This window comes from Micromonospora sp. NPDC049051 (assembly GCF_043197575.1).
Lineage (GTDB): Bacteria > Actinomycetota > Actinomycetes > Mycobacteriales > Micromonosporaceae > Micromonospora.
Genome location: NZ_JBICTL010000008.1, coordinates 133,668 through 159,494, shown reverse-complemented (window position 1 = coordinate 159,494; position 25,827 = coordinate 133,668). Strand labels below are relative to the sequence as shown.

Here is a 25,827-nt window from a genome sequence, read left to right as displayed (position 1 = left end):
GGATAACGTCGGAGTGCAGGTGATCCTGACGGCCCGCCCGGAGTGGATCTTCCCGTGCGCCCGGGTCGCGGTCCGCCCGGTTCCGCCGCCTCGTCAGGCTGGTCGCCGAGCGTGGCGGTGACGCCATCGCCGGCCGTCGGCGGGGTCGGCACTGGTTCCTCGACCTCGCCGACCGGGTGTTCCTGGTGGCCGCGTACTGGCACACGAACCTGGCCATGCGGCTGATCGGCCCGCTGTTCGGGGTGTCGCACTCCGCCGGTCACGCGATCGTGTCGGCGTCGCCACTCAACGAAGCGGTGTCGTTCCCTGTCCACGGACCGGCCGCCCCACCGCCCATTGCCGACAGCCATCGGATCGAAACTCGGTGTCGCCGTTGTGGGCGGGCGGTCGCTGTCGAGTTACCGCCGTGGCGCAACTCCGCCAGCTCGGAAGCCGCTCAGCTGGGGCGCACGCTGCGACGATGCGTCGCGACGCCTTTCGTACCAGTGGAAGGATCCATCCCCGCCATGCCTGTTCTGTCGCGACGACGGCGCGCCGTCGTTCTGTCGGCCGCCGCCGCGCTCGCTTTGACGACGCTCGCCGCGCCCGGTTCGTCCGCCGCCGCGCCCGGTTCGTCCGGCGCCGCACCGAGCCGGTCGCTGCTCGGCACCGAGCCCACCGCGAACGGCACCTTGGTCACGTTGATCACGGGTGACCGCGCGGTGTTGACCACCGATCCGAACGGCAAGCCGGGGGCCACCCTGCTGCCCCGGCCCGGCGGCGACGCCCATGGATACACCACCCGGGCGTTCCGCGACGACCTCTACGTCATCCCGGCCGTCGCCATGCCGCTCATCGCCGCCGGCCGGGTCGACGAGGAACTGTTCAACGTCACCGGGCTGGTCCGCCAGGGCTACGACGACCGGTCCACCGCCATCCTGCCGGTCCTCGCGACGTACGGCGGCAGCCTGCGCCGCACCCGCCAGGCGCCCGCGGCGCCCGACGGCGCCACCGTCGCCGCGTCCCTGCCGGTCGCCGACGCGGTCGCGCTCGACGTCACCAAGGAGAAGGCCGCCGAGCTGTGGCGAGACCTGACCGACGGGAAGGGCCCGGCCATCGGCAAGCTCTGGCTCGACGGCCGGGTGACCGCCGCCATGGCCGAGACCACGGCGCAGATCAACGCGCCGCAGGCGTGGAAGGCCGGCCTGGACGGCGCGGGCACCACCGTCGCGGTCCTCGACAGCGGCTACGACGCCAACCACCCGGATCTCGCCGGGCAGGTCGTCGGCGAGAAGAACTTCACCGACGAGACCGGCGGCGCCGTGGACCGTAACGGGCACGGCACCCACGTCGCCTCCACCGTGGCCGGCACCGGTGCCGCGTCCGGCGGTGCCGAGAAGGGCGTCGCTCCCGGCGCCGACCTGCTCATCGGCAAGGTCCTCAACCGCGAGGGCAGGGGCCAGGAGTCCTGGATCATCGCCGGCATGCAGTGGGCCGTCGACAGCGGCGCCGACGTGGTGAACATGAGCCTCGGCGGCAGCATCGGCACCGACTGCACCGACCCGCTCGGTGTCACCGCCCAGCAGCTGACCCGGCAGTCGCACACCCTGTTCGTGATCTCCGCCGGCAACTCCGGTTCGGCCGCCCGCACGCTCGGCTCGCCCGCCTGCGCGGACGGCGCGCTGACCGTGGCCGCCGTCGACGCCGCCGGTGCCACCGCCGGGTTCTCCAGCCGCGGCCCGGTCACCGGCTCGCACAAGGTCAAGCCCGAGATCGCGGCGCCCGGCGTCGACGTGCTCGCCGCCGCCATGGGCAGCCCCGGCGGCAACCCGTACGTCCGGATGTCCGGCACCTCGATGGCCGCCCCGCACGTGGCCGGTGTCGCGGCGCTGCTGAGCCAGCGGCACCCGAAGTGGAGCGCGCAGCAGCGCAAGGACGTCCTGGTGTCGTCCGTCCAGCCGGGTGGGCAGGGCAGCGTGTACGCCCAGGGTGCCGGCGTGGTGGACGCGTACCGCGCGATCAACGCCACCGTGTACGGCCCCGGCACCGTCGACGCCGGCTCGTACGCCTGGCCGCACCAGCACCAGCAGCCGACCACCACCACGGTCACCCTGACCAACACCGGCGACAGCGCGGTCACCTTCGCGCTGTCGATCGAGGGCGCCACGGGCGAGGACGGCCAACCGCTGGCCAAGCGCACGCTGAACGTCGGCGTGGACCAGGTCACCGTGCCCGCCCACGGCACCGCCGACGTCCCGGTCGTGCTCGACCCCGCCGTGCGCCAGAGCGACGCCGGCTACGGCACCATCGGTGGCCGCCTGGTCGCCCGCGCCGCCGACGGCACCACCGTCACCACCGCCGTCGGCGCCTGGCTGGAGCCGCACACCGTGACCGTCACGCTGGACCTGATCGACCGACGCGGCCAGGCACCGACCGCCGGTTCCTTCGTGGACGTCGTCGACATCGACCGGCTCACCGCCCAACGGTTCAGCACCTTCGACACCGCCCCTCAGCTGCGCCTGCGGGAGGGCCGCTACTCGATCGCCGCTCTGATCGCCAGCCTCGACGAGGGCACCACCGGCGAACAGGGCCTGGTCAAGTCGATCGCCTTCATGGGCGACCCGGACCTGGTCATCAACAACAGCGCCACCGACATGACGATCACCTACGACGCGCGCACCGCGGTACGCCAGCAGGTCAAGGGTGAGCGCCCGTTGGAGGCGCAGAGCACCACTCTGCAGTACGCCCGCTGGTGGGACGCCGCCTACCTGGCCGCGTCGTACAGCGGCGGCAAGTCCGTCGACGAGGTGTACGTCGGGCAGACCGCACCGGTGCACTCCGGCAAGTTCGAGCTGGACACCTTCTACCGCATGTACGCCCCCGAACTGAGCCTGCGCAGCTCCACCGGGACCGCGCTGGCACCCGAGTACATGGTCGGCAACTTCATCCAGGGCACGGCCTCGGTGAAGCTCGACGGCTCCGGCTCGGCGCCGCTGGTCGCGGCCGGAGCCGGCACCACGGCCGAGATCGAAGCCGCCGGGGTCGCCGGCAAGGTCGTGCTGGTGCACGACGCGGTCAACTCGGCGACGACGCTGACCGCAGCGGCAGCCGCCGGCGCCAAGGCGGTGCTGTTCGGCCAGGACACCCCGGGCCGGTGGCTCGCCGTGTCGACGGCCACCATTCCCGGCCTGACGCTGAGCGGGGCCGAGACCGCGGCGCTGCGTGCCGACCTGGCAGCCGGCCCGGTGACGCTGTCCTGGGACGCCGTCGCGGCCAGCCCGTACGTCTACCACCTGGCGTTCGTCGCCGAGGGCAAGACCCAGCCGCAGGTGCCGCTGCACGTGCGTGACCGGGACCTCGGCCGGGTCGACGAGCAGATCAACTCGCTGCGGACCGACCGGGCGATCAACGACTACCTGCGGGCGTTCCGGCCGGACTTCCCGACCGTGTCCACCATGCTGTCGGAGGCGTTCACCGCGCCCCTCCAGCGCACCGCGTACTACACCGCAGACCAGCAGTGGCAGCACATGGTCGGCGGCGCGGCGGTGTTCGACGAGGTCATGTTCGACAACCCGCGCACCTACGCCGCGGGTTCGCAGCGGACCGAGCGGTGGTACGGCGGGCCAGTCCGCTCCGTGGCCACGCGTCGGGCCGACGGCTCGCGCGAGCGCATCTCCGAGCGCCAGGGCAACCTGATCGGCGTCGCCATGATCCCGTTCGGTGACACCGAACCGGACCACTACAGCCCGGGCGGCGGGTTCGGTGACACGGGCGCGGCGATCCTGACCCGGAACGGCGAGCAGATCGAAGCGTTGGCCTGGCCGTCGGGCGTGTTCACGGTGCCGGACGGGGACGCCGACTACCAGCTGCGGGTGCTGACCATGCGGTTCAACCCGCGCCCGCCCTACCACCCGAACTGGAACCTGTTCCACCGCACCGACACCACGTTCCGGTTCCGCTCCGAGCGGCCGGCCGACGACGCGCTGTACGCGCTGCCGATCGTCGTGCCGACGTACGACATCGCGCTCGACAACCGCAACCTCGCGCCCGCCGACGCCGCGTTCGCGGTGCACTTCGACGGGGTGGGCCAGCGCGACTACGACGCGGGCGACATCGTCGACGCGAAGCTGTGGGTGTCCTTCGACGACGGCACCACCTGGACGCAGGCCCCGGTGGCGGCATCCGGGCCAGGCTTCGTCGGCACGGTGGACCAGTCGGCGGCAGCCGGACGCGACGTGTCGCTGAAGGTGGACCTGACCGACGCGCACGGCAACGGCGTCGAACAGACCATCATCCGGGCGTACGGCGTGCGCTGACGCGGCGGAGTGGCGGGGCCCGGGACGGTCATCGTCCCGGGCCCCGCCCACCCTGGGTGCGGGGCGTGTGTGGGTGCAGGAGTACGCCGCCGGCTGCCCGGCTCGGACGGATCGGGCGTCTCCTGCAACGAGACGACACCCTCTCCTTTTTGAACGCGGTGAGAAAGCCGATCAGCGGAGCGGCCGGTGTACCGGGCGCCGTTCGATCTCCGGCCTCTGCGATCACGACGATCCCTCACCCTGCCCGCGCGTCCGCCTGACACGCCGGTTGTCGAGCCAGAGCGCCAGCCCCTTGCGACAGCGATATGCCGCGATGCCAGTCACCAGGACGGGGATGAGGACGGTCCAGAACCAGAATCGGGGGCCGACGCCGTGGGGCGGACTTGCGTCACGGGTGCGACCGCTGCGGATCACGTCGTCGGAAACGTCGATCGCGACGACCTCCATTGGGGCGGTGAGCAGGGTGGTGGGAGCGTCCGCGCCACGATCGAGGGCGAGCACCCGTACGGTGCCGACGTTGCCGTACGCCAGTCGCTGATCCATCTCGAGGGGCCCGTCGAACGCGGCCGGAGCGTGGGGTGCGGGCTGGTAGGCGACGACCCACCCAGTCTCATCCGCCGTCCAGCCCAGCAGCCGGATGGCGGTCACACCGGAGACGGCCGGCGTGTCGATCGCGCCGAGGTCCCTGCCCGTGGCCGGGTCGATCCGCCGCAGGCTCCAGCTGGCGCCGTCCCGTCGGGTGACCGTCAGCGACCGGCCGTCCGTGCTCCAGGCGCCCTTGCCGGCCAACTCCGTTTCGGGCGCGAGAGCGAACGAGGAGAGCCGCCGGCCGTCGAGGTCGGCGACGGTGACCGTCCGCCCGGTTTGGAAGGCGAGCCGTGCGCCGTCCGGGGCGAATGCGACCAAGGAACCGTGTACCTCGTAATCGTCGGCCAGCCGGGTTCGGCGGTCGTCGTCCAGCCAGACGATGCTCAGCACCTGCCGGTAGGCGCTGCGCTCCGGGTTGGCCGGCACAGTGTCTCGGACGACCAGCGCACGCCCGTCCGGCGACCAGCCCGCCGGTTCGATCATGACGGTGCCGGCAACGCCGCTGGTCACGGTACGGCTGCGCCCGGTCACCAGGTCGACGATTTCCACTCGGGGACGTGGGTGGCCGACTGCGCGGAAGGCGACGCGGCGACCATCGGGAGACAGGACCGTGTCCTCGCCGGCCTGCGCCTCGATTTCGCCTTTGATGATCCGGTAGCGGTCGGCGTCCGCACCGACGATCGCGATGATGCTGCCCTCGTCGCCGTACGTCAGACGCGGGGCCTGACCGGTGAAGATCACCGAGGCGGGACCGAGACGCGGTCGATCGTCGGCGTACAGGCTGCCAAGGGGTGGCTCGCCGACCCGGTCGGGCAGCGCGGCCTCAACGCCGGCTGCCGGGTCGACGGCGGGGATACTCGCCAGCGGCAGCACCGCCCCGGCCAGCGCGACCAGCATCAGCGCCACCATGGCCGCCAGCGCCGTACGGCGGCGGGACCGGCGGGCGGTGGCGAGCGCCCGTTCGTAGACCGGGTACGCGGGAACGTCGGCCGCCGCAGTGTGCAGCGACTCGCGTAGTCGGGCGGTCATCGCGTGCTCCTCTCCGCCGCACGGTCGACCAGGTCGGGGGCGATGACGCGCAACCGGCGTACCGCGTCGTGGCCGTGCCGCTTCACCGTGCCGACGGAGCAGCCCAGCACCTCGGCGACCTGCGTCTCGGTCAGGTCCTCGTAGAACCGCAGCACGACCACGGCGCGTTGGCGCGGAGTGAGCTGGCGCAGCGCGGCCGCCACGGTCAGCCGCAGGGCGGTCGCATCGGAGTGGTCGTCGCCGGGCCGGTCGATGGGCTCCGGGTCCAGCCGTTCGGCGAGGCGGCGGCGCCGCCACCAGGAAACCTGCTGGTGGTACATCACCCGCCGCACGTACGCATCCGGGTCGCCGTCGCGAATGCGCCGCCAGTGCTGGTACGTCCTGGCCAGCGCGCTCTGCAGCAGATCCTCGGCGAGCTGGTGATCACCGGTGAGCAGATAGGCCGTCCGGGACAGCGCTGGTGAGCGGTGCGCCACGAACTCGTGGAACGTCTCGGTCATGCCCACCCCCTCGCCAAGTAAGACGCCTCCCGTCGCCGCAATGGTTGAGGCGGCACGGCGATGGCGCTGCACCGCCGTTCACGTCGACCACCGCGCTGGTCGCATCCTCGCCGCTCAGCAAGGTCGGCTCGAACCACGGATCATCCACGAAGTCGACCGCACCTGGTCCATCCGCGCCCTGGTGGTGGGCCTCGCAACGATCGCCTCCGCCGCCGTGACCTTGATCAGCTTCTCCAGCGGCGGTTCGTCGCCACAGGTCACGACATGGCCGGGAAGCTGATCTCGACAGTGAGCCCACCGCCGGGACGTGCGTGGGCCGTGAGCACGGCGCCGTGGGCGACGGCGATCGCCCGTACGATCGACAGGCCCAGCCCGTGGTGGGCGTCGTCAGCCACCCGTCGCAAACGCTGGAAGGGCTCGAACAGCCGGTCCACCTCCTCGGGTGGCACCACCGGACCCGTGTTCGTGACGGTCAGGAGCGCCTGACCGGCGGTGAGGCGGGTGGCCACCTCGACCATTCCGCCGGGAACGTTGTAGTGCACCGCGTTGTCGCACAGGTTCGCCACCAGGCGCCTGATCAGCGTCGGATCGCCGAGCATTCTGGCCGGCCGGATCATCTTTCTCACCCGCAGCCCGTGTCGGTCGAGGCCAAGCGCCCGGTCGCGTACCGCCTGCTCGGCCAGCCCGGCGAGGTCCACCGGCTCCGTCCGGCCTCGGCCGTGCTCGCTGCCGGCCAGTGTCAGCAGCGACTCCAGCAGCTGGCCTCGTTCCCGGCTGGCCGCGATCAGGCGCTCGAAGCTGGCCCGGTACGCCTCGACGGTGGCGTCCGGGTCGATGAGCGGCTCCTCGAGCAGAGCGTGCTCGACGGTCAGCGGCGTGCGCAGCTCGTGTGCGGCGTTGGCGACGAACCTCCTGTGCCCGTCGAGCGCGGTCTCCAGCCGGTCGAGCAGCCCGTCGACGGTGTCCGCGAGGTCCTTGAACTCGTCGCGCGGGCCCGCCACCGCGAGCCGCTCGTGCACGTTGCGGTCGGAGATCTGCTGCAGGCGCTCGGCCATCGTACGCACAGGGCGCAGCATCCGGCCGGCGATCACCCAGCCCGCCGCCAGCGAGAGCACGGCCATGATGGCCAGCGCGATGCCTGGCAGGACCAGGATTTCCGACCGGTAGTCGCTGAGCTCGACCCGCGCGGAGGCGGGCAGGTGGCCCGGCTCGGCAGGGATGCCCTGCGGCGTACCCGACCAGGGACAGCACCTCGCTCTGGGTGCGTCGGCTGGTGGCAGGCTGCGGGACAGCGCCATGATGATGAGCAGTAGCACGACGCCGGATGCGACCGAAGCCGCGCAGTACAGCAGCGTGAGGCGCCACCGGAGCCGGTTGACCCGCATGTCAGATCCGGTAACCGGCGCGGGCGACCGTCACGATCAGCGGTGGGTCGCCGAGCTTCGCCCGTAGCCGGTTGATGGTCGCCTTGACGGTCGTGGTGAACGGGTCGGCGGCCTCGTCCCACACCCGGTCGAGAAGCTCCTCCGCGGAGACCACCCGGCCCTGGGCGGTGAGCAGGTGCTCGAGCGCGGCGAACTCCTTCGGGCTCAGCGCCAGCCGCGCTCCGGCCCGGGTGGCGATCCGCCGCGCCGGGTCGAGCCGCAGGTCGCCGTGCACGAGGACCGGCGGTGCGGCCGGGTGGGAGCGCCGGCCGAGCGCGCGGATTCGGGCCACGAGTTCGGCGTAGGCGAACGGTTTGGGCAGGTAGTCGTCGGCGCCCAGCCCGAGCCCTTCGACCCGCTCGGCGACGGTGCCCGAGGCGGTCAGCATCAGCACCCGGCTGAGCGACTCCCGGGCCACCAACGCGCTGCACACCTGGTCGCCGTGCACGCCGGGCAGGTCGCGGTCGAGCACGACGACGTCGTAGTCGAGCACGGCGGTGCGCTGCAACGCGGCGGCACCGTCATAGGCGACGTCGACCGCCATCCCCTCGCGACGCAGCACCCGCGCCACCGAGTCGGCGAGCGCCGCCTGATCCTCGACCACGAGCACCCTCATCGGCCGAGGTTATCCGCACCGGCGTCACAGCGCGGTCACAGCCACGCTGACCGTGCTGTGACCGCCGGCTGGCTAGAACTGGCCCCACATCTACTCGAGACAGGGGATCGCACCGTGGCGACAGCAACGACACCGGCCATCGAGGCCAGAGGGCTCGGTAAACGGTACGGTCGCACGACCGCCCTGGCCGACTGCACCCTGCGCGTGCCGGCCGGACGGGTCGTCGGCCTGGTCGGCCCCAACGGCGCAGGGAAGTCCACGCTGCTTGGACTGACCTGCGGGATCGTCGCCCCCACGGCGGGCAGCATCGAAGTACTCGGTGACCGACCGGGGGCTGGCGCGGCACAGTTGTCCAGGGTCGGGTTCGTCGCGCAGGACGCACCGGTCTACCACGGTCTGTCTGTCGCCGACCACCTGCGGCTCGGCGCCCGGCTCAACCCCCGCTGGGACCGGCCGCTCGCCGAGCGACGGGTCAAGCGGCTCGGCCTCGACCCCGCGCAGAAGGCCGGCCGGCTCTCCGGCGGGCAGCGCGCCCAGCTTGCCCTGACCATCGCCGCAGCCAAGCGCGCCGAGCTGCTCATCCTCGACGAGCCGGTCGCGTCGCTGGACCCGTTGGCCCGCCGCGCGTTCCTGCGCGACCTGCTCGACTTCGTCGCCGACCTCAGGGTCAGTGTCGTGCTGTCCTCGCATCTGCTCGGTGACCTGGAACAGGTCTGCGACCACCTCATCGTGCTGGCCGCGGGCCGGGTCCAGTTGGCCGGCGACGTCGCCGACCTGCTGGCCGTGCACCACCGGGTGACCGGTGCCCTGCCGCCCAGCGCCGAGCGCATTCACGAGGACGTCGTGCGCTGCGACGTCGCGGTGCCGGGCGCGCAGCCGGTCGACATCGAGGACCTGGGCATGGCATACATGACCCGCGCCGCCGTCGGGTCGATCGGGGGTGCCGCATGATCTGGCTGACCTGGCGGCAGTTCCGCACCCAGGCCCTGGTCGCCGCCGCCGCGCTGGTCGCGGTCGCGATCTACCTCGTGTACCTGGCCTTCCGTATCCGTGACGACTACGTCGACGTCCTGGGCTGCCAGCCCAGCGACTGCATCACCGCACGGCACACGTTCGAGGACACGTACACCGGCCAGCTGTCGGTCCTCGGCCTGCTACTCATCGCCGCTCCCGCCCTCATCGGTGTCTTCTGGGGCGCGCCCCTGATCACGCGGGAGCTGGAGGAGAAGACCGACCGCCTGGTGTGGAACCAGAGCGTCACCCGCACCCGCTGGCTGGCGACCAAGCTGGTGTTTCTCACGCTCGTCAGCGTCGCGGTCACCGGCCTGTTCAGCCTTCTGCTCACCTGGAGCGCGAGCCGCTACGACCAGTTCATCGGAGACCGCTTCAGTGCGCTGAACTTCGCCTCCCGCAACGTTGTCCCCCTCGGCTACGCCGCCTTCGCGTTCGTCCTCGGTGCCGTCATCGGGCTCATCGTGCGCCGCACGCTGCTGGCCATGGCGATGACCCTGGCGGTGTTCGCCGTTGTCCAGCTCTTCGTGCCCAATGTGGTCCGCGAGCATCTCATGACGCCGGTGACGAGCACCGTGGCGTTCGACGAGGACGCGATGAGCCGTGCGAACGGCTTCGGCATGAACGACCGTGGCGCCACGATCGTGGGCTACACCATGGCGGGCGCATGGTCCCTGACAGACGAGGCCAAGGTGGTCAACGCCGACGGCACCCCGTACACCCACCAGCAGGCAGTGGCGTGCCAGAAAGGTCTGCCGGCCGAGAACATCACCTGTATCGCCGGCCAGAACCTGCACTTCAGCTACACCTACCAGCCGGCCGACCGCTACTGGCCGTTCCAGTGGATCGAGCTCTCGGCGTACCTCGGGGTCACCCTGTTGCTGGCCGCCTTCGGCTTCTGGTGGATCCGGTACCGCTCAAGCTGATGTGTCTGCGCCATCTACGGTCCAGCGGTGAGGGCGAGCCGCGAGGGCGTTGCACCTTGGGTGGAATGCCCATCCATGCCCCGTATGGTATGCCGACGCCGGCCTGGTGGAGACGGTACGCGGGGTGGGCCACCGGCTGCGGCCGAGCTGACGGCACCCAGCCGTTTCTCAGATCATGCTCAAGAAATCCCGTCCCGTCGGCCGCTGGCGGCAGGGCTAGCGTGTGCTGTCGCCACGGTGTCATTCCCCCTGTTCTGGAGCTTCTATGAGAGACAGACGGACGGCCATCTTCTCCGTCCTGACCGCCGCCACCCTCGCGGCGACGGTTGCGCCCGCGCCCAACGCGTCCGCGGCCAGCTTGGGCGAGGAGCGCTTCCAGCCAAGTGTCACCTACGATCTGTCGGTCACCGACGCCGAGCGGGACGCGATCCACGCGGAAGTCGAGGCGTTGGCGGGACGCGTCAACAAGGCGCGGGCGGGGGACGGCACGTACGACCCGCTCAGTCTGATCGGTGCGATGCTGGACGGGTCGAGCTACGACTCCATCTCCCGCGGCGGCACGGCCGCGACGGCGTACCCCTTCCCGGTCAGCAACACCGCAGCCAACCAGAACGAGTACGACCGCAAGGTCGCCAAGCTCGCCTGGGTGGTCAAGCTGGCCACCGACCTGGGTTTCCCGGTGGTCGTCCAACGCCAGCCCGACAAGTACGTCTACGCGGAGATCGGTGACCCGGACGCCCCGGAGATGGTCATGGCGTTGAGCCACCTCGACTCGCCGACGGCTTCCGTTTCGCCCGCCCAGCTGGCGCGGTGGCGGGACGCCGACGGCAACCTCGGCACTCCTGGTGCGTACCACTCGCCCTATGTCCAGGACGGCTGGGTCTACGGGGCGGGCCTCCAGGACGACAGCGGCCCGACGCTGGCGACGCTGCTCGCGGCCAAGGCGCTGCTCAAGGCGGGGTTGCCCCTTGACCGACGCATCCGCATCGTCATGGGGATCTACGAAGACGGCGGTCCCGGCACGCCCTCGACGACGAACACCGCAAACTTCCAGTCGATCCCGTACAACTCGAACCCGAGCTTCTACGACAACTGGGCCTACAAGAACCTGAATCGGGAGGAGATCCCGATCGCGGCCTACACCTCCGACTCGCGGTTCCCGGTCATCGTCGGCAACTCCGGATCGGTGACCCCGCCGGTGTCGATGAGCCTGTCCGCGGACAGCACCAAGGCCTTCCGGCTGACGGATGCCACAGCCGGCGTCACGCTGCGCGAAGGCGACCCGACGCTCAAGGACATCGCCTACGGCAGCACCACGCAGATCGCCTCGCGGGCCATTTTCACCCTCGACGTGGCGGGAGCCGGCTCCGCCGAGCGCGACCGGTTCGTGTCGGCGATCACCGCCGCCGCGACCACGAAGGGTTGGCTCCCGGCCGCTCCCCGCACCACGCCCAAGGTGCAGACCACGATCACCGGTGACTCGCTCACGCTGGAGATCAACACCGATGTCGCGATGGAGATGCCGACCCCGCAGTACGGCAAGAATGCCGTCGTGTGGGGAATGTTCCTCCTCTCCAAGGGGCTCGGCGAGGTGGGAATCACGGCCGCCGACATGCAGTTGAAGAAGGCCGCCGACGGCATCGCCGATCTGTTCTTCCGCGACGGTGTCGAAGGCGAAGCCTATATCGGCAAGTACATGGGCATCTCGGCGAATCTGTTGCGCAACCCGAGTAATGGCACGCCGAACCTGACCTTCGCCCTCATGGGTGGCATCAATTCGGAGACCCCGACGAGGTTCTACACGGACGCCTCCGGCATCCTCAGCATGCCGATGTACGTGCGCAGCATGCATGTCAACGCGGCTGACTCCGGCCAGGCAACGGCGGCGGTCACGGCCGCCTTCCAGGCGCAGGGGTTCACCCTCGGCAACCTCGGCTCGCCGATCGGCGCCGGGTTGTACGTCACCCACGACAACCCGCTGACGGCTCTTCAGTTCGGCAGTTACCAGGCCTCGATCGACCGCAGCCCGGAGGAGTTCGCGGATCCGTATTCCCTCAGGGACGTGGTCTACCCGCAGGGCACGACCGGTGGCACCCTGGCCAGCAATTTCCGCAACAAGATGACCGCCTTCGGCGCCGTCATCCCGGGTAACGAGCGCTGGTGGCACACGGCCAACGAGCGGATGAAGGTCGACTCGGCGGTGCAGATGACCAAGATCATGGCCGATGGCATGCTGGAGATGGCCCGGTACTCCGGGCCCGCCGGTGCCAAGTTCATGTGGGCAGACATCCCGGGGCTGAACGCCGACCGGGCTGACCTCGACCTGCTCGACGTCACGATCGGTACCTACAAGGACGCGTCGGGCGCGGTCGGCACGAGCCAGTTGGGCAACCAGGCCCTGCTCGGCGCCACCTCGTTCAACATCCCGATGTGGAACGGGCGCGGCAACTCGACCCCGACCGCGGCGGCCTTCGCACTGGGGCACGCCCCCGGAGGGGTCTACCTGCCCCTGACCGACACCGAGTACCTCAACTCCACGTACGTGGCGCCGATGCGCCTGGAGTTCAAGGTGGAGCGCCCCGACCACATGTCGGACGCGGCCTGGGCGAAGTTCGTGGCCGGCGGCTACGGCGACTTCCAGTTCAACGTGCTCGTCGGTGACAAGGTTGTGCCGCTGGCCGTTCCTACGGGCCAGAGTGCGGCCAAGTACTTCTCCTCGCGCATCTCGGCCAACAACCCCAACGCCATCTACCTGTCGGTCAACCTCGCGATCACCGATGCGCCGTACACCGGGGTGCAGGCCGTCCTCGCGGATTCCAAGACGGACCTGTACACGGTCAATCCGACGTACCTGGCCTCGAACCCGGATCCGTTCCCCGAGCGCGGGGCCATCGAACAGCGGGGCTTCTTCCTGTTCGGTGACGGGCAGAAGAACGCGGAGTTCTCCTCACCCGACGCGGTCTACGTGACGGTCGCCAACGCGGTCGTCGATGCGAAGCCGTCGGCGGTGGTGAAGAAGCTGAAGGGCAACACGAACGAGTTGACCATCACGGTGAAGCAGACCCGCATCGATGGCAGCGAGTCGCCGGTGGTGGCCACGTACACCATCGACAACAACGCTGCCGGCACCTACACCGTCGGCGATTACAAGGTGTACGTCGACACCAAGGGCAACACCCAGGTGCGGTCCATCTCCATCGTGTGACCGGGGGTAAGCGGCCGCCGGGACGTGCGGCACATTGACAACGGCGTGGAACCACTGCTGTCGGTAGTGGTTCCACGCCGTTTGTGCGCCATCGCAGCCCGAACCAGCGAGCCCGTGGGTGACCGGAGGCAGTTGTCCACCTGCGGGCCACGCCGGTCAGACGGAGGCGAGGAACGCCCGCACCCGCTCCATGAGCAGCGCGGACGCCTCCGGGTCGTAGGCGTCGAGCGAGGAGTCGGCGAAGAGGTGCTGGTTCCCCGGATAGACGAACAGTTCGGCGTTCGCCGTGGAGCCGGCGAGTTCGCGTGCGGCCGGCAGGTCCTCGTCGAAGAACTCGTCGCCCTCCTTGCCGTGGATCTGCACCGGCACGCCCTCGGGCCACGCCACCCCGAACTCCGTGACCGGGAGGCAGGACTCCATGAGGAGTGCCCCGCGGGCGCCGGGCCGGGTCTGCGCGAGTCGCTGGGCGATCGTCACGCCGAAGGAGAATCCGGCGTAGACGAGCCGGGGGCCGAGTTCGTCGGCCGCGGCGATGCCGCGTTCCCGGAGCGTGTCGAGCCCCCGCTCTCGAGCGAATCCGAACCCCTCCTCGATGCTGCTGAACGTCCGGCCGTCGAACAGGTCCGGCGTGTGCACGGTGTGCCCGGCCTGCCGCAGGCTGTCGGCGAAGCTCCGGACGCCGTCGGTCAGGCCTTGGATGTGGTGGTAAAGCAGCACGTCGGTCACGGCATCGCACTCCAAGCGAACGATCGAAATTTTTGGAACGTTCCGCGATGCTAGTCTGTTGCGCCATGGCCGACAACCCTCCGGACTACGAGCTAGCCGATCGGATGGCGCTGACCAGACCGGACCAGGTGAAGGCCATCGGCCACCCGCTCCGTACGGTGATCCTCCAACTCCTCCACGAGCGGGCCGCGACCGTGACCGAGTTGGCGGAGGCCGTCGAGCGCCCCAAGAGCACGGTCGCGCACCACGTGGACGTGCTTACCCGGAACGGCCTGCTCCGGGTGGTGCGTACGCGGAAGGTGCGGGCGGTCGAGGAGCGCTTCTACGGCCGCACCGCGCGCATGTTCTACGTGGCGGCGGAGCCCTCACCCGCTGGGGGACAGCTGCCGGGCGACTTCAACGACTTCGAGGTGGCCGCACACGAGTCCGCGACGGCGTTCGAGCAGGGAAAGCTCTGGGGCTTCATCCGGCATGCGCGCATCTCGGAGGATCAGGCCGCTCAGTTCTGGGAGCAGATGGCGCAACTGGTCGATGAGTTCGACCGGATGCCGAGGTCCGGCGAAACCACGTACGGGTTCGCGATCGGCATCTATCCCACCGACCACCCGACCCTGCCGACCGGGCAGTGAGGCACCTGCCCGAGAATCGCGGACGGCCTGGTCGCACACCTGGTCAAGCCGGCTGCTGCCGTCGTCACTGACGACCGGTCCGCCGGCAGACCAAGTCAGGCCACCGGTGGGGTCCCCGGATCTGCCGCCCCAGCGGGCTCCAGTGGCTCTGCGCGGGCTAGCTGGCTCGGCGCTGGACGCGCCACAGGCCGACCGCCGCGAGCAGCGCGCTGATACCGAGGTACAGCGCCAGTTCGATCCATTGGAAGGGCCAGAATCGCTGGTTGGGTTGAGCAAGCAGGTCCACGTGCAGGTCGAGCTTGCCGAGACATACCGCGGTGTCACCGAACGTCCCGGTGGCGCCGGTCTTCGGGGCGTTGTCGAGACACCCGTTGAAGGCGGCGTCGGACAGTTGCCGGCCGTCGGATGTCAGGAGCTTGCTGGTGTCCGTGACCCAGGCGTCCCGTACCTCCAGCCCTCCGATGACCGGCCCGCCGGTGATGCTGCCCAGCGACCGGGCCTGGTTGATGGCGTCGGCACTCATCGCCACGGTGACCCGCTCGGCGGGCAGGTAGTGCGGTCGCAGCAGGTTCGGTACGGCGACCTGCACAGCGATCACGGTGAGGAACACCACCGCCATCGCCGGCAGGGTGCGGCGTGCCAGCAGCCCGGTGACGGCGCCGAGCGTGACGCCGAAGACGGCGTACCCGATGGGCGCGATGCCGCGTGCCCCGAACAGGAGGCCGCTGAACCGATCGCCGGTCACCTGGTCGACCGGGCCCGCCGCCCACGTCATCAGCGCGCTGAGCGCGCCGGCGACTGCCATGCTGGCAAGGCCGAGCACAGTCAGCTTGACCGCCAGCCAGCGGCGGCGGGGCACACTCTGGTTCCACACCAGCCGATGGGTGCCGGTCTCCAGCTCCCGGGCGATGAGCGGCGCTCCCCAGAACGCGCCGATGAGCGCGGGCACCAGGCCGAGGCCTGCGGCGAGGAACAGCATCGTCTGCGTGTACTGGCTCGGGAGCTGGGACGTGTCGCGGACGGCACGGATGTCCCCGCCCAGGCGCAACAGGTAGCCGGCGGCCAGGACCAGCAGGATCGCTCCGACGAGCGCCTGGACGCGGAACTGCCGCAAGCTCATCCTGATCATCGCGACACCGCCGTACCCGCGTTGGCCGCCGCAGCCGATCCGGCGGCCCGCGACATGTAGGCGAGGACCAGTTCCTCCAGCGTGACCGTCTCAGCGTCCCCGGCCCGTACCGCCGCGTCGCCCCGAACCAGGGCGCGGCCGTGCTCGGCCCAGATGATCTCGTCCCCGGTGGGCGACATGGCCGGCACCTTCGCCGGATCGACGGCGATCCGGCGGTGCGTGGCGAGCAGATCCCGGACCGGACCGGCGATCTGGATGCGCGAGGCGCAGAGCACGACGAGGTAGTCACAGACCTGCGCGACGTCGCTCAACAGGTGTGAGGAGAGCACGGCACTGGCGCCGAGTTCGCCTACGAACTCCACGAGGCTGCGCATGAAGCCCATCCGTGCCAGCGGATCCAGCGCGGCGGCGGGCTCGTCGAAGATGAGCAGCTCGGGTCGTTTCGCAGCGGCGATGGCCAGCGCGAGCTGCGCGCGTTGGCCGCCGGACAGCCGGCCCGCCTTCTGCGCAGGGTCCAGGCCGACCTCCGCGATCCGCCGCTTGGCCAGCGCCGGGTCCCAGGACGGGTTCAGCCACGCACCCATCTTCAGGTGGTCGGCGATGCTGAACGAGGCGTACACCGGGGTGTCCTGGGCGACGAAGCCGACCCGGGCCAGGTGCGCCGCGTTGGCCGCCGGCCTGGACCCGAGGACGGACAACGTACCCGAGGTCGGTCCGATCAGGCCGCAGGCCAGTTGCAGCAGCGTCGACTTGCCGGCACCGTTCGGGCCGACCAACCCGACGACATGCCCGCGCGGGATCCTCAGGTCACAGTCGGTCAATGCCGGGCGGCGGCCGTACCGTTTGGTCAGCCGCTCGGCGTGCAGGACGAGTGGTGTTCGCATGGGCTCATCCTGCGAACGGCGGGCGGGCCCGGGCATCGGTCCGAAGCAGGGGCGGGCACGCGGACGACCCTACTTTCGGCCGGTTCGCGGGGGCCGGCGACTGCCTAGCGTCCTCGGCATGGACACGACACACCGAACGACGATCAACGCCATCCTCGGGCTGGTCTTCGTCACCGGGCTCGGGCTCACGGCGGTGACCACCCTGAACCTGGCCGCTGGCTGCTCGCGGTGGCGCTCGGGATCACCCTGCGCGCGGCGCTCCTCGTAACGTGATGCGGGTGCGTATCTGGGACCGGCTCGCGGTCGCGGCCACCGTGGGGCTCGCCGTGGTCTTTCTCGCCGGGATCGGCATCGAAGCCGTGGCGATCGCCCAGACCTGGGGCGTTCGGTACTGGCTCGCCGGCGGTACGGCCGCCGTCGCGGTGTGTGCGCTGGCGCTGGTGCGGCGGCGGCACCGGGCGTGGGCGGCTGTCGCCGGCCTCGGGATCGCTGGACTGGCCGTCGTGGCGGCCCGGGTGTTCCACCTGCCGGCCGAACCAGGACCGGCGATGGCGTTGGCGCTCGCCGTGCTCGTCGGGTCGGCGGTGCGCGCGCTGCCACCCGTTCCGGCCGGTGCGCTCGCCGCCGGCGGGCTTGCCGTGGTCTGCGGCGCCTATCTGGCCGCCCGGCCGGAGTCCGGGGGCTCCTCCGGGGTCGTGGCGCAGAACGCCGCGGCCTGGCTCGGCGCGGTCACGGTCGGGCTGGCGCTGCGCCTGCTGGACGACCGGGCGGCGGCCACCGCCGAGAAGGTACGCCGGGACGAGCGGCTGGAGCTGGCCCGGGAACTGCACGACGTGGTGACCCACCACATCACCGGCATGCTGATCCAGGCGCAGGCCGCCCGCATCGTCGCGCGCAAGAACCCGGCGCAGGTGGTCGAGCCGCTGACCGGGATCGAAGCCGCCGGCACCGAGGCGCTACGCGCGATGCGCCGCGTGGTCGGGCTGCTCCGCGACGCCGAGGACGCGCCGCCGGCGTCGGCCGGGCCGGAACAGCTCGACGTAATGGTCGAGCGCTTCAGCCGGCAGGGCCCGCCCGTGCGACTGTCGGCACCCGACGAGAGCGCGGCCTGGCCGTCGGAGGTGACCAGCACCGTGTACCGGATCGTCCGGGAGGCGCTGACGAACGTCGCCCGCCACGCGCCGCGAGCCCACGGCGTCACCGTCACCGTCGACCAGAACCCCTCCGGCGTCACGGTCGAGGTGACCGACGACGCGCCACGGGGCCCCGCGCGCGCCGCGCACCGCAGCGGCTACGGACTCATCGGAATGCGTGAACGCGTCGAAACCCTCGGCGGTACGCTGCACGCTGGCCCCCGCCCCGATGCCGGCTGGTCGGTCCTGGCCACCCTGCCCCTCCGGGATGGACGATCCAGATGACGATCCGCGTCCTGATCGCCGACGACCAGGCCATGATCCGTGGCGGCCTGCGGCTCATCCTCGAAGACCAGCCGGACATCAGCGTCATCGCAGAAGCGTCGGACGGCGTCGACGCGATCGCCCGGGCCCGCCAGCTACGCCCGGACGTCTGCCTGGTGGACATCCGGATGCCCCGGCTCGACGGTCTCGAGGTGACCCGGGCGCTGGCCGGGCCGGGTGTGCCCAACCCGCTGCGGGTCATCGTCGTCACCACGTTCGACCTCGACGAGTACGTGTACGGGGCACTGCGCGGCGGCGCGGCCGGATTCATCCTGAAGGACGCCGGCCCGGCCCTGCTCGTCGAGGCCGTACGCGCAGCCCACAACGGCGACGCGCTCGTCTCCCCGTCGATCACCGTACGGCTGCTACGCCACCTGACCGCGCCGGCGCCAGCCTCCGGCAAGTCGTTGCCGTCGTTGTCGGACCGCGAGATCGAGGTGGTACGGGAGATCGCGCGCGGCCGCACCAACCTGGAGATCGGGGCCGAACTGTTCATCTCCCTGAGTACGGTCAAGAGTCACGTCTCGACCATCCAGACGAAGCTCGGCCTCCGCAACCGTACCGAGATCGCCGTCTGGGCCTGGGAGAACCGGATCGTCGACACCGCGTGAACGGCAATCAAGCGGCGGCATCGGGTGGATGGGCGGCGACGTCGCGGGCGCGGGCGGTCGGGCGTGCCGGGGGTGGGGCCTCTGGTCATCCGGTCGTCGGCGAGACCTCTCCGCCGATGCCGGTTTCGTTGCCGTCGCTGTCGTGGAAGACGTACTTCCAGACCGAGTCGTGCTTCTCGACGTCGACCGGCTCCAGGCCCCGTTCGGAGATCCTCGCGACCTCGGCAGCTGGGTCGTCGACCCAGATCATGCTGACAGCTCCGCCGGCCCGATCGGGATCCTGGACGATGTACACGTACCGATCCTCGGCCAACTGCCAGACCGCCTCGATCTCGTTCGGATAGAAGGCCGGTTCGGCACCGAGCAGCCGCTTGTACCACTCCAGGGCGCTGTCGTAGTCGCGCACCGGGATGCCCGCAAACACTCCTACCGCCATGCCGGTCTCCTCAGCCGCGGTGTCGAGCCCGACCGGTGCCGGGCACTGGAAGACAGACCGGACCTGGCAGCGAAACCTGACGGGGGTCGACCTGATCGCCTTCGGACGGGTCCCGCGCCCAGGTTACCCCTTGCCGGGGCGGTGCACGCGGTGCTGGCCGGCGCAGTCACCACTCGTATCCCATGGCCGGGATGACCTCGCCGAGCGCTTCTTCGATGAACGCGCGCGTTTCCTCGTCGAACTGGCCGTTGCGGTTCGTCAGCTTGTGTGACTGAAACGTTGAAGAGGTGGCGAAGTCATCGACGTCGAGCCGTGCGAACAGGGCGCGGCGCTGCCCGGGCCAGTCGGCCGCGAGATCTTCGGCTCTCACCTCGATGTATCGTCTGCCGGTCAGGTCGGCCGTGTTCTTCCAGGTCAGCCATCGGTGGTAGATCGGCTTGAGGTAGGCGAGCGCGCCCTCGACGGTGGGCGGTGCCCATGGCTGGGCCAGGTGGGATGCGAGCACTGAGACCGGGTGACGCTTGATGTGCACGATGGTCGCTTCGGGGACCAGTTCCCAGAGGAAGTCCATGCACAGCAGGTTGAACGGCGTCTTCTCGCACCAGGTCGGCTTGCCCGCGTCGGCGGCTGCTCCGCCGAACATGGTGTCGATCAGGCCTCGCAGGATTCCGAGCAGTTCGCCCCGGTCGCTGAAGTACCTGGGTAGTATGCGCCGGCGGCTGATGGGCGCGAACGGTCCGGCGGGCCGGTCGGCGTTTCCGAAGCCTTCCGGGGGTGCGGGTTCGTCATACGTGTCCGCGATCAACTGCGGCCAGAGTTGTTGCACCGCGTCCCGGTAGCGCTGCTCGCCGACCAGCTCGGGAACGGTCTTGCCGCGATCGTCGCGCCGGCCGGGCACTCGTACGGTGAGGAAGTCGCTCATCCGGTGCAGGGCGTCCTCACCGACGGTGGGGTCGTACCGATGGGTGAGTGCGTCGGCCAGGTCCCGCAGGCCGCCCGGGTCGACGAGAAACCTGGTCTCCATGGGAATCCGGTGGATCAGCGGATGCTCGCCGATGATGTCGGCGATCCGTGACGTCCCCGAACGACCCGTACCCGCGACGAAGATCGGTGAGGGGGAGGGCATGTCGAACAGTCAAAGTCCCACCGCGTCGCCCGCGCAAGCCATTTACCCTCTTCAGCCGCTGCTCTGGACCGGCGCCCGCCGCGCTGCGCCGCGTGCGCGTCGGACGGCACCCTCAACCGTCACGGGGCCGCGCCGTGGTCCGCGTCACCGGTCGTTGGTGCATCATGGCTTCTCATGTTCGTGGATCAGCGAAAGTTCCCCTTCCTGGCCGATCTGCGGGCACGGTGGGAGGCCATCCGGGATGAGTGCCTCGCCCTGTCGCGGGAGACATATCAGCCGTGGGTGCAACGCGAGATGTACGGCCAGGGCTGGAGCGTGTACGGGCTTGTCGCCTTCGGGGAACGGATCGATGAGGCGCTCGAAGCATGCCCGAACACGGCCTCCGCGTTGACGAGGGTTCCTCACCTGACGACCGCTGGATTTTCCCGGATGGCGCCCGGCACCCACATCAAGCCACATCAGGGGTGGGTCACGACCGTTTACCGCGCGCATCTCGCGCTGGTCGTGCCGGAGGACTGCGCACTGCGAGTGGGCGACGAGACCCGCCAGTGGCGCGAAGGTGAGACCTTCGTCTTCGACGACACCGTCACGCATGAGGCGTGGAACTACGGTTCCAGCGACCGCGTGGTGCTGTTGTTTGACTTCGCCCGTCCTGGCTATGAGGACGTGCCGCAGGACGAACTGCCGGCCTCGGTGGCAGGCTTCGTACGACGCGGTGGATGAGCGAGACATCCCCGTGCATCTCCACGGCCCTGCTTCATCCCGCCTCCCGAGAACCCTGCCGATCGTCGGATGCTGCCCTGCGGCACCCAGGTCATCATGCTCCGCGCAGCGCCGTACGCGGCATGAGCGGACAACAGGTGCCCTCGGCCGTGGTGCATGATTGTCATCGTGTCGGGGCCCTCCGCCGCAGTTCTGCTGCCCGTTGAGTGGACCGCTGACGACGTCAGGGCATTCCGCGTGTGGCTGTCGGAGTCGCTCAGCCCGGACGGAGACAACTGGTGGGCACTTCGGGAACCGCGGAACCCCGACATGGCGAAGCCGTTGCCGAAGACCGGGCCGATGCTCATCCAGCCTGATGCCTACGGATGCGACGACGCTGATGAGGCGGTCTGCTTGACGCGCGCGGCCGGCTTCCTCCCGATCACCGAGATCGTCCTGGCCGCAGCAGTCAACAGCAAGAATGACCACCGGTTTCTCGCCCAGCTCGCTGTGGCGATAGCCCGCCGATACGGCGGCCTCATCGATCTCGATGGCCTGCTTCCGGTGCCTCCACCGCCGGAGGTCTCCGCTCTGTCGACTCCGCAGTCCGGCCCTGGTCGCCGACGATGGAAGGACCATTCCCGGGCAACTATCGGCACGCTTTCCGGAAGGTGGCACGAGATTCCCTACCGGACGGCGTGGGACGAGGTCGCTGTCCGCCATGTCGTCGATGCGGATCTCCTCGCCTCCTGGCTGCAGCACCCGCTCTTCCAGATGGTCAAGTGACCGAGATCCTGCCGGACGTCCGCTCTCAGCAGATCGGGATGCCGACGCTGGACCGCGGCGCGGATCGACTTGAGCGCGGCGAGGACGTTCGCCGCGCTCTTACGGCGCCTGATGACGCCCCAGAGCCGGTCGTCGCCGCCGGAGTAGCAGCCGTGGAACTGCCGGACGCCGTGCAGCTTGTGGTAGTTCGCAGGTCGCCGGTGTGGGTGCCCAGCCGGCGCCCAGCCGGTGCCGGCCTGGGGGCGGATCACCAGGAGCCCGAACTCGTCGGAGGCGAAACCCGCTGCGCAAAGTGCTGCTGACGTCCTGGATCCGGGCGAGTTTGGCGTCCCGGTGCGGGTCGGTGGACCCTTTCCACGTCTTGGTTCTCTGCAAGGTGATCCGGTGTCGGTGCAGGATCTGCCGCAGCCGTTCCCGCCCGATCCCGAGCCTGCGGGTGACATGCGAGCTCAGGCGGTCGGCGAGCTTGCGGACGCTCCACCGGGTGAACGGCTGCCCAGCGCTTCGGGGCGGGCGTTGGCCGTCTCGACGATGAATTGTTCCTCATCAGGATTGATCTGGCGGGGACGGCCACCCGCCCACTGAGGGTCCAGGCTGGCCAACCCCATCTCGTTGAACCGGTGGGTGACCTGCCCGATCGTGTCCTAGTCGGCCTGAACGAGACGAGCGATTGCCGGCACCGTATTCCCGCCGGCCGAGGCGAGCGCGACCATCGCCCGCCGGTCGGATCGGAGAGCCGGTACCTCTACGAGTGATCCTCAGCAGCAGCCCCTCCTGGTCACGGAGCCGCCGAACGCGAACGAGTTCCGCCACCGCCACAGCCTGACCGCCACCCCACTACCGTCCTGGCATGCCAGACGGCGTGTCATCCGACGTCGCGAACGACGTGGGGCAGCAGCGGCGGGTCACGGAGACGTAAGGTGGGCGGTGATCTTCATGGGGAACCGGCGTTTCGGCCTGCTCTGGACCAGCACGTTACTGTCCAACCTGGGCAACTGGCTGATGATCGTCGCGGTGCCGGTCTACGTCTACACGATGACCGGGTCGACGCTCAGCAGTGGTTTCGCCTTCGTCGCGCAGACCCTGCCCGCGATCGTCTTTGCGCCCCTGGCCGGGGTGGTGGCCGACCGTTGGGACCGGCGCGCGGTCATGGTCGGGGCGGACCTGCTGCGCATGGTCATCGTGCTGGCGCTGCTCGTGGTCGACGATCCGGGCATGCTGTGGCTGCTCTACACGGCGATGTTCTTCGAGAGCGCGATCGGGCACTTCTTTCAGCCCGCGGCCCGAGCGGCGGTGCCCGCCATCGTCGGTCGGGGCGGTGACCTGGAAGCGGCGAACGCCTGGAACACGGTTGCGAGCGGCATCGTCCGCCTCGCTGGCGCGCCCCTGGGCGGCGCGCTCTACGCTCTCGTGGGTTTCGACGGCCTGGTGCTGATCGACTCCGCGACGTACCTGCTCTCAGCCGCGCTGATCTTCGGAATGGGCCCGCTGCGGGTGGCCGACAATGGGCGCCAGCCGGACACGTCCTCCTGGCTGGCCGCCTTCTGGGAGCAGGCCCGGGAGGGCCTGGCCTTCCTCTTCAGGCACTCCGTACTCCGCGCGACGCTCCTCGTCTCCAGCCTCTTCCTGTTGGCCAACGCCGCTTTGAACGTGCTTCTGGTGCCGTACGTCCTCGACGTCCTCGGCGGCGACGCCAGCGACGTAGGCGTTCTGATGGCGGCACTCGGCGGCGGCTTCCTGGCCAGCGCATACGTCGGCAACATACTGTCCCGCAGCGGGCTTCTCCGACTGTCGTTCACCGGTTGTTTGGCAGCGATCACCCTCTGCTTCGCCGGGCTCTTCCTCATCCACCACTTCGTCGCCGCGCTGGTCTTCATCGCCCTGGCCGGTCTGCCCGGTGGCGCGCTGCTGATGCTGGTCCAAGTCCAAGTCCAACGCCAGACCCCGGACCGCCAACTCGGCCGGGTCGGATCCGCCTTCTCGGCCGCCGAGATGGCCGCGACCGTCGTCGGCGCGTCGGCGGGCAGCGTCGCCGGACAACACCTGCCCCTCACCACCACGGTCTGGCTCGTGATCGGCGTGTTGGCGGGCAGCGCGGTGCTCGCCGCCGCGCTGCTACCCACCCGACCCGGACCGGCGGCAGCGGAACCGGAGGCTACAGCGGAACCGGCGATGGCGAAAACCGGTGACGATGCCTGAGCGGCATTCATCGCGGGTTCTCACGTCGATCACCGCGAGCCGATGGAGCCCAGACTGACCTACTGGTGGTCCCGGCTGGCGCTGGAGCCCTCGCGCTCTCACCTCGGACCCGTACGGTCGGTGTCGCGTCAGCGTGGCAGCCTTGCTGGGGCGGGCGAGTTCAACACCGAGCAGGATTCGGTCGGGTCGTCAGTGAGTTCGTAGAACGTGCTCAAGCCGCTGTTCGAGTCGGCTACGAGCGAGGTCGTCATTGATGTCCAGCCCGGAGTCGCGCCATGGCTGGGCGACTTTCGCTGGGTCCGGCAGGTAGCCAACGATGTCCATGACGTTCCAGTACCGGAACTCGTCTTCGTCGTGGCGGGCACCGGCCCGGCGACGGTAGGCGATCGTGAATCTGGCCCCAGCCTCAACGCCATGCAACATGGCCAAATAGGTCGCGGCGTGTGCGACGTCCAAGGCCGCCGGTCCCCACGATGTCTCGACCCAGTCCACTACGCCGCTGACACGGCCTTGCGACCACAATAGATTACCTAGATGGAAGTCTCGGTGCAGGAACGTACCGGCATAGGCCGGCACGGGTTGTTCCAGCAGCTCGAACGCTCGATGCCACAGCTGTCGTCGCTGCGCCCACGGCGGCATGACTCGTTTGCCCGGCGTCGCCCAGGACTGATACTGCCGTGGCCTGTCCAGTCCTGGTGTGAACTGATGAATGTCTACGAGAACCTGCGCCATCGCCTCCAGGATGCTGTCCGTGGCAGAAGTCAAGCACAGGCGCCCGGGCAGCCAGGACATGAGGTGTGCCGGTGCCCCGACGGCCTCCCCGGACAGATCGAGGGCGATACTTCTGGGCACTGGGATCGATGACCGTTGCAGTTGCTGCTGGACAGCCGCCTCTCTGGAAAGCAGTCCGGCAGCGTGTCGGCGCCATGGCTCCTTCGTCATCAGCCGGAGTACAGCCTGTTCACCGTCGTGCCCGTGTGTGTCAGGCCCAGCATGGTGGACGTCCAACCACCCGTGAGGCGCCACACCCTGGTGATCCGACGCTGCCAAACCGACTCAACCCAGCGAATCTCAACCGCTGTCGCACTGCCCACAAGCACCACTCTGCCATCGGTAAAGCCGTGAGCATCTGGCTGTATCCCGGAGGCCATATACACGGCGAGGATGTAGTTGGGGTGGCGGTCGAGGTTCTTGCGGACTCGGTCGTAGCGCATGGTGGTTCTCGGGTCGGCGTGGCGGGCGGCGATCTGTACGTCGCGGAGGCTGACACCGGCGTCGAGCATCTCGTCGCGAACGTGTGCCGCAGCATGTGTGGGGAGCATCCTCGGCATCCGGATTCACGCCGAGAGGGCGAGATGCTTGAGCCGGTGAGTGACGGCGTGCCGGTCCGTCCGCCGACCGTGGGTGTTGCGCAGGGGCGGCCCGCTGGGGCACTCATCGAGAGCCCGGTCAATGGCTCGGGCGACTGCGGGTGGCAGCTGAACAAGAACGAGCTTGCCAACCTTGCCGTGCACGCGTAGGAGCATGAGCGACTGCGTCGGGCCAGCG

Annotated in this window: 25 protein-coding genes and 1 pseudogene; 14 read left to right on the top strand and 12 right to left on the bottom strand. The window is 69.8% G+C overall.

Annotated features, from left to right (window positions below):
* Positions 1–13 precede the first annotated feature (13 nt).
* Positions 14–287, top strand: a pseudogene (locus ACGFIR_RS28015) (transposase family protein); the annotation flags it as partial.
* A 149-nt stretch (positions 288–436) separates the two neighbouring features.
* On the opposite strand, the gene ACGFIR_RS28010 reads toward ACGFIR_RS28015, so the two are convergent.
* Positions 437–688, bottom strand: a complete 252-nt coding sequence (locus ACGFIR_RS28010) for a hypothetical protein (protein ID WP_393148190.1) — start codon at positions 686–688, stop codon at positions 437–439.
* On the opposite strand from ACGFIR_RS28010, the gene ACGFIR_RS28005 reads away from it, so the two are divergent.
* Positions 681–4,295, top strand: a complete 3,615-nt coding sequence (locus tag ACGFIR_RS28005) for a S8 family serine peptidase (RefSeq protein WP_393148182.1) — start codon at positions 681–683, stop codon at positions 4,293–4,295. The two genes, ACGFIR_RS28010 and ACGFIR_RS28005, sit on opposite strands and share 8 nt — an antisense overlap.
* 222 nt (positions 4,296–4,517) lie before the next feature.
* On the opposite strand, the gene ACGFIR_RS28000 is transcribed toward ACGFIR_RS28005, so the two are convergent.
* Together ACGFIR_RS28000 and ACGFIR_RS27995 are read right to left on the bottom strand one after the other, a co-directional pair.
* Complete coding sequence (locus tag ACGFIR_RS28000; protein WP_393148150.1) at positions 4,518–5,756, bottom strand: TolB family protein; 1,239 nt, start codon at positions 5,754–5,756, stop codon at positions 4,518–4,520.
* A 152-nt stretch (positions 5,757–5,908) separates the two neighbouring features.
* Positions 5,909–6,412 (bottom strand): SigE family RNA polymerase sigma factor, encoded by a 504-nt coding sequence (locus tag ACGFIR_RS27995; protein ID WP_393148148.1) that lies wholly within the window; start codon positions 6,410–6,412, stop codon positions 5,909–5,911.
* Positions 6,413–6,452: 40 nt separating this feature from the next.
* Between ACGFIR_RS27995 and ACGFIR_RS27990 the strand changes: the two genes are divergently transcribed.
* The gene (locus ACGFIR_RS27990; RefSeq protein WP_393148146.1) at positions 6,453–6,692 is read left to right on the top strand and encodes a hypothetical protein; all 240 of its coding nucleotides are present in this window, start codon (positions 6,453–6,455) and stop codon (positions 6,690–6,692) included.
* Here ACGFIR_RS27990 and ACGFIR_RS27985 read toward each other — a convergent pair.
* The gene (locus ACGFIR_RS27985; RefSeq protein WP_393148144.1) at positions 6,670–7,728 is read right to left on the bottom strand and encodes a sensor histidine kinase; all 1,059 of its coding nucleotides are present in this window, start codon (positions 7,726–7,728) and stop codon (positions 6,670–6,672) included. The genes ACGFIR_RS27990 and ACGFIR_RS27985 overlap by 23 nt on opposite strands.
* A 70-nt stretch (positions 7,729–7,798) precedes the next feature.
* Positions 7,799–8,452 (bottom strand): response regulator transcription factor, encoded by a 654-nt coding sequence (locus ACGFIR_RS27980; protein ID WP_393008405.1) that lies wholly within the window; start codon positions 8,450–8,452, stop codon positions 7,799–7,801.
* A gap of 114 nt (positions 8,453–8,566) precedes the next feature.
* On the opposite strand from ACGFIR_RS27980, the gene ACGFIR_RS27975 reads away from it, so the two are divergent.
* The 3 genes from ACGFIR_RS27975 (at position 8,567) to ACGFIR_RS27965 (ending at position 13,594) form a co-directional block, all read left to right on the top strand.
* Positions 8,567–9,403 (top strand): ABC transporter ATP-binding protein, encoded by an 837-nt coding sequence (locus tag ACGFIR_RS27975; RefSeq protein WP_393148142.1) that lies wholly within the window; start codon positions 8,567–8,569, stop codon positions 9,401–9,403.
* On the top strand, positions 9,400–10,389 hold the full coding sequence (locus ACGFIR_RS27970) for an ABC transporter permease subunit (protein WP_393008401.1): 990 nt from the start codon (positions 9,400–9,402) through the stop codon (positions 10,387–10,389). The genes ACGFIR_RS27975 and ACGFIR_RS27970 overlap by 4 nt, the downstream gene beginning before the upstream one ends.
* A 358-nt stretch (positions 10,390–10,747) precedes the next feature.
* Positions 10,748–13,594: a M20/M25/M40 family metallo-hydrolase gene (locus ACGFIR_RS27965; RefSeq protein ID WP_393148140.1), complete on the top strand. Its 2,847-nt coding sequence runs from the start codon at positions 10,748–10,750 to the stop codon at positions 13,592–13,594.
* A gap of 156 nt (positions 13,595–13,750) precedes the next feature.
* Here ACGFIR_RS27965 and ACGFIR_RS27960 read toward each other — a convergent pair whose 3' ends face one another.
* Complete coding sequence (locus ACGFIR_RS27960) at positions 13,751–14,320, bottom strand: dienelactone hydrolase family protein (protein WP_393008397.1); 570 nt, start codon at positions 14,318–14,320, stop codon at positions 13,751–13,753.
* A 65-nt stretch (positions 14,321–14,385) separates the two neighbouring features.
* On the opposite strand from ACGFIR_RS27960, the gene ACGFIR_RS27955 reads away from it, so the two are divergent.
* The gene (locus ACGFIR_RS27955) at positions 14,386–14,949 is read left to right on the top strand and encodes an ArsR/SmtB family transcription factor (protein ID WP_393008395.1); all 564 of its coding nucleotides are present in this window, start codon (positions 14,386–14,388) and stop codon (positions 14,947–14,949) included.
* Positions 14,950–15,106: 157 nt separating this feature from the next.
* Here the strand turns inward: ACGFIR_RS27955 and ACGFIR_RS27950 are convergent, their stop codons facing one another.
* Together ACGFIR_RS27950 and ACGFIR_RS27945 are read right to left on the bottom strand one after the other, a co-directional pair.
* On the bottom strand, positions 15,107–16,078 hold the full coding sequence (locus tag ACGFIR_RS27950) for a transmembrane transport protein (protein ID WP_393148138.1): 972 nt from the start codon (positions 16,076–16,078) through the stop codon (positions 15,107–15,109).
* A complete protein-coding gene (locus tag ACGFIR_RS27945; RefSeq protein WP_393148136.1) occupies positions 16,075–16,962 on the bottom strand; it encodes an ABC transporter ATP-binding protein in 888 nt (295 codons plus the stop codon). Before ACGFIR_RS27945 ends, ACGFIR_RS27950 begins: the two co-directional genes overlap by 4 nt.
* Before the next feature lie 118 nt (positions 16,963–17,080).
* On the opposite strand from ACGFIR_RS27945, the gene ACGFIR_RS27940 reads away from it, so the two are divergent.
* From ACGFIR_RS27940 to ACGFIR_RS27930, 3 genes are read left to right on the top strand one after another with little or no spacing between them, the layout of a single operon-like run.
* Positions 17,081–17,230 (top strand): hypothetical protein, encoded by a 150-nt coding sequence (locus ACGFIR_RS27940; protein WP_393008389.1) that lies wholly within the window; start codon positions 17,081–17,083, stop codon positions 17,228–17,230.
* 4 nt (positions 17,231–17,234) lie between these two features.
* Positions 17,235–18,380 (top strand): sensor histidine kinase, encoded by a 1,146-nt coding sequence (locus ACGFIR_RS27935; RefSeq protein WP_393148134.1) that lies wholly within the window; start codon positions 17,235–17,237, stop codon positions 18,378–18,380.
* The gene (locus ACGFIR_RS27930; RefSeq protein ID WP_393148132.1) at positions 18,377–19,030 is read left to right on the top strand and encodes a response regulator; all 654 of its coding nucleotides are present in this window, start codon (positions 18,377–18,379) and stop codon (positions 19,028–19,030) included. The genes ACGFIR_RS27935 and ACGFIR_RS27930 overlap by 4 nt, the downstream gene beginning before the upstream one ends.
* An 85-nt stretch (positions 19,031–19,115) precedes the next feature.
* Here ACGFIR_RS27930 and ACGFIR_RS27925 read toward each other — a convergent pair whose 3' ends face one another.
* Positions 19,116–19,466 (bottom strand): VOC family protein, encoded by a 351-nt coding sequence (locus tag ACGFIR_RS27925; protein WP_393008383.1) that lies wholly within the window; start codon positions 19,464–19,466, stop codon positions 19,116–19,118.
* Positions 19,467–19,632: 166 nt separating this feature from the next.
* Positions 19,633–20,388 carry a sulfotransferase family protein gene (locus ACGFIR_RS27920; protein ID WP_393148130.1) on the bottom strand — a complete coding sequence of 252 codons (756 nt, stop codon included), beginning with the start codon at positions 20,386–20,388 and terminating at the stop codon, positions 19,633–19,635.
* Positions 20,389–20,766: 378 nt separating this feature from the next.
* Between ACGFIR_RS27920 and ACGFIR_RS27915 the strand changes: the two genes are divergently transcribed.
* Together ACGFIR_RS27915 and ACGFIR_RS27910 are read left to right on the top strand one after the other, a co-directional pair.
* Positions 20,767–21,315 (top strand): aspartyl/asparaginyl beta-hydroxylase domain-containing protein, encoded by a 549-nt coding sequence (locus ACGFIR_RS27915; protein WP_393148128.1) that lies wholly within the window; start codon positions 20,767–20,769, stop codon positions 21,313–21,315.
* 156 nt (positions 21,316–21,471) lie between these two features.
* Positions 21,472–22,080, top strand: a complete 609-nt coding sequence (locus ACGFIR_RS27910) for a DUF6368 family protein (protein WP_393148126.1) — start codon at positions 21,472–21,474, stop codon at positions 22,078–22,080.
* A 449-nt stretch (positions 22,081–22,529) separates the two neighbouring features.
* Here the strand turns inward: ACGFIR_RS27910 and ACGFIR_RS27905 are convergent, their stop codons facing one another.
* Entirely contained in the window at positions 22,530–22,688 is a 159-nt protein-coding gene (locus ACGFIR_RS27905) for a helix-turn-helix domain-containing protein (protein ID WP_393148124.1), read from the bottom strand.
* A gap of 328 nt (positions 22,689–23,016) precedes the next feature.
* Between ACGFIR_RS27905 and ACGFIR_RS27900 the strand changes: the two genes are divergently transcribed.
* On the top strand, positions 23,017–24,279 hold the full coding sequence (locus ACGFIR_RS27900; protein ID WP_393148180.1) for an MFS transporter: 1,263 nt from the start codon (positions 23,017–23,019) through the stop codon (positions 24,277–24,279).
* A gap of 189 nt (positions 24,280–24,468) precedes the next feature.
* Here ACGFIR_RS27900 and ACGFIR_RS27895 read toward each other — a convergent pair whose 3' ends face one another.
* Positions 24,469–25,305 (bottom strand): phosphotransferase family protein, encoded by an 837-nt coding sequence (locus ACGFIR_RS27895; RefSeq protein WP_393148178.1) that lies wholly within the window; start codon positions 25,303–25,305, stop codon positions 24,469–24,471.
* A 95-nt stretch (positions 25,306–25,400) separates the two neighbouring features.
* Between ACGFIR_RS27895 and ACGFIR_RS27890 the strand changes: the two genes are divergently transcribed.
* A complete protein-coding gene (locus tag ACGFIR_RS27890) occupies positions 25,401–25,799 on the top strand; it encodes a hypothetical protein (protein WP_393148122.1) in 399 nt (132 codons plus the stop codon).
* Positions 25,800–25,827: the final 28 nt, after the last annotated feature.

Bases quoted from the DNA above. Each gene is read 5' to 3' on its own strand.
- ACGFIR_RS27955 (WP_393008395.1), top strand. From the start codon at position 14,386: ATGGCCGACAACCCTCCGGACTACGAGCTAGCCGATCGGATGGCGCTG.
- ACGFIR_RS27990 (WP_393148146.1), top strand. From the start codon at position 6,453: ATGGTTGAGGCGGCACGGCGATGGCGCTGCACCGCCGTTCACGTCGAC.
- ACGFIR_RS27935 (WP_393148134.1), top strand. From the start codon at position 17,235: ATGCGGGTGCGTATCTGGGACCGGCTCGCGGTCGCGGCCACCGTGGGG.
- ACGFIR_RS27910 (WP_393148126.1), top strand. From the start codon at position 21,472: ATGATTGTCATCGTGTCGGGGCCCTCCGCCGCAGTTCTGCTGCCCGTT.
- ACGFIR_RS27950 (WP_393148138.1), bottom strand. From the start codon at position 16,078: ATGATCAGGATGAGCTTGCGGCAGTTCCGCGTCCAGGCGCTCGTCGGA.
- ACGFIR_RS27930 (WP_393148132.1), top strand. From the start codon at position 18,377: ATGACGATCCGCGTCCTGATCGCCGACGACCAGGCCATGATCCGTGGC.
- ACGFIR_RS27980 (WP_393008405.1), bottom strand. From the start codon at position 8,452: ATGAGGGTGCTCGTGGTCGAGGATCAGGCGGCGCTCGCCGACTCGGTG.
- ACGFIR_RS27900 (WP_393148180.1), top strand. From the start codon at position 23,017: ATGGGGAACCGGCGTTTCGGCCTGCTCTGGACCAGCACGTTACTGTCC.
- ACGFIR_RS27905 (WP_393148124.1), bottom strand. From the start codon at position 22,688: ATGGGGTTGGCCAGCCTGGACCCTCAGTGGGCGGGTGGCCGTCCCCGC.
- ACGFIR_RS27995 (WP_393148148.1), bottom strand. From the start codon at position 6,412: ATGACCGAGACGTTCCACGAGTTCGTGGCGCACCGCTCACCAGCGCTG.
- ACGFIR_RS27945 (WP_393148136.1), bottom strand. From the start codon at position 16,962: ATGCGAACACCACTCGTCCTGCACGCCGAGCGGCTGACCAAACGGTAC.
- ACGFIR_RS27940 (WP_393008389.1), top strand. From the start codon at position 17,081: ATGGACACGACACACCGAACGACGATCAACGCCATCCTCGGGCTGGTC.
- ACGFIR_RS27920 (WP_393148130.1), bottom strand. From the start codon at position 20,388: ATGAGCGACTTCCTCACCGTACGAGTGCCCGGCCGGCGCGACGATCGC.
- ACGFIR_RS27925 (WP_393008383.1), bottom strand. From the start codon at position 19,466: ATGGCGGTAGGAGTGTTTGCGGGCATCCCGGTGCGCGACTACGACAGC.
- ACGFIR_RS27970 (WP_393008401.1), top strand. From the start codon at position 9,400: ATGATCTGGCTGACCTGGCGGCAGTTCCGCACCCAGGCCCTGGTCGCC.
- ACGFIR_RS27915 (WP_393148128.1), top strand. From the start codon at position 20,767: ATGTTCGTGGATCAGCGAAAGTTCCCCTTCCTGGCCGATCTGCGGGCA.